The 1,620-nt window shown below is 41.9% G+C and carries 2 protein-coding genes; both read right to left on the reverse strand.

What is annotated here, in order from left to right:
- Positions 1-233: 233 nt before the first annotated feature.
- A complete protein-coding gene (locus DXV75_RS16960; RefSeq protein ID WP_115594605.1) occupies positions 234-560 on the reverse strand; it encodes a hypothetical protein in 327 nt (108 codons plus the stop codon).
- A gap of 510 nt (positions 561-1,070) precedes the next feature.
- Positions 1,071-1,487 carry a hypothetical protein gene (locus DXV75_RS16970; protein ID WP_115594607.1) on the reverse strand — a complete coding sequence of 139 codons (417 nt, stop codon included), beginning with the start codon at positions 1,485-1,487 and terminating at the stop codon, positions 1,071-1,073.
- Between the last annotated feature and the right edge of the window lie 133 nt (positions 1,488-1,620).

Below are 1,620 nucleotides of genomic sequence, written 5' to 3' on the forward strand. Positions count from 1 at the left end.
AAATTCAGGAGCATTTTGAGTTACTGCTTTATACATGAATCTAAATAGAGGCCAGCAAATCACACACCCGATAAAAACTGAAACACTTAAAAACAAATAATTCATATACATTCCATTGCAACATAACACCTAAATATGGGGCACAAACACGTAGGCTAAACTGCGAAGCAGAGCCTGCGTGTTTGTGTCCCAGCCCGCCTGCGGGCGACATAATTTTTTTGTTATATGACATTCTAACTACGCAGTAAATTTTGGATTTTAGACCATTGCTCACGCGCTTGTTCTAGTTGTTCCTCTGTTGGAAGAACTACAGGATGCTCAGGGTCTTCGTGTTTTTTACGTAACTGAGAATAATTCTCCCACCCCAGATAATGCGGATGAATATCAGGAATTTTAAATCCTATTTCTGATTCGATACTGGTACAAGCTTTCAACAAAGTACCCAAATCCTTTGCAATCTGTTTCCTCGATTCCTTAGGAATTTTTCTAGATAAGTTTTCTATTGTTACTGAAATAATTGCTAGTTCTTCAAGAATATTGTCAGCAGTCTTCCGATCCATTTGGCTACCTCCATGTCATATAACACCAAGCCAAGGGGCAAATGCGAGCGCTTTGCCGGAGGCCGCGAGTATTTGTCCCGCCTGCATCGCAGGCTTTCTTAGGCGCCTTGTTAGCTGCGACCTTTGAGGCGTTGCTTGGATTGAATTTTAACAATAGGAATTCCTAGCAGTGAAATTAACAGTAACTTTAGAGTACTTATGTTTTCTTGGAAGATAAAAGACACAACTTGATTACCAATTGCTAAACTAGTAAACACGACACAATATGCCAAGAAACTACCCATGATTTTATATTTCATTACATAGGTGAGAAAATCATGCTGATAATCCCTTAATCCCTTCATTTGTTGTTCTCTACTTTGGTTAGCTTTTTCTTCAAACCAGTCATGCTAAATTAATCTCCAAGGCAGCTAACGCCCAAATATGGGGCGCGGACGCGCAGGCGATAATGGCGAAGCCGCCTGCGTGTTTGCGTCCCAGCCCGCCACAGCGGGCGATATAATTTGTTTGTTATAAGTCATAGTCACCATTAGCAGCTTTAGCTTTGATTTCTGGGAGTTGACGGCGCATGGCGAGATACACTGGGATTGACGGAAGAAACCCAACCCAAGGAGCCTCACTGAACACCCAAAAATAGATAAACCACGATTGTGTAAAAACTAAAATAATAGCTTTTACCCGATAGCTGAAAAGTGACAAATCTACCATCGCCAAGATCGGGCAAGAAAAGCATAAACTTCCTATACAAGATACAAAAGCAAAAACTAACCGCTGTGGAAAGCTAGCATCTGAAGTGATGATTGAATATACAAGGTCAACATAAAAAGGTAGTAAGCCGAGTGCTATGAGCGCCACAGCCAACTTCTCTGCTTTTACATGTTTTTGATGTGTGCGGTTTTTCTCCGCTAGTTTATCTAATGCATCCATGACTTATAACGCTCCGCATAACGGGCAAAAAGACGTAGGCTACAATAACGAGCGAAGCGAGGGAGCCTACGTGTTTTTGTCCCCAGCGAGCGAAGCGAGTGGTTAATGCGATTGTTAGCCCAGCCGATGAACT

It is taken from the genome of Alteromonas aestuariivivens, from assembly GCF_003367475.1.
Taxonomy (GTDB): Bacteria; Pseudomonadota; Gammaproteobacteria; order Enterobacterales; family Alteromonadaceae; genus Alteromonas; species Alteromonas aestuariivivens.

Bases quoted from the DNA above. Each gene is read 5' to 3' on its own strand.
- DXV75_RS16960 (WP_115594605.1), bottom strand. From the start codon at position 560: ATGGATCGGAAGACTGCTGACAATATTCTTGAAGAACTAGCAATTATT.
- DXV75_RS16970 (WP_115594607.1), bottom strand. From the start codon at position 1,487: ATGGATGCATTAGATAAACTAGCGGAGAAAAACCGCACACATCAAAAA.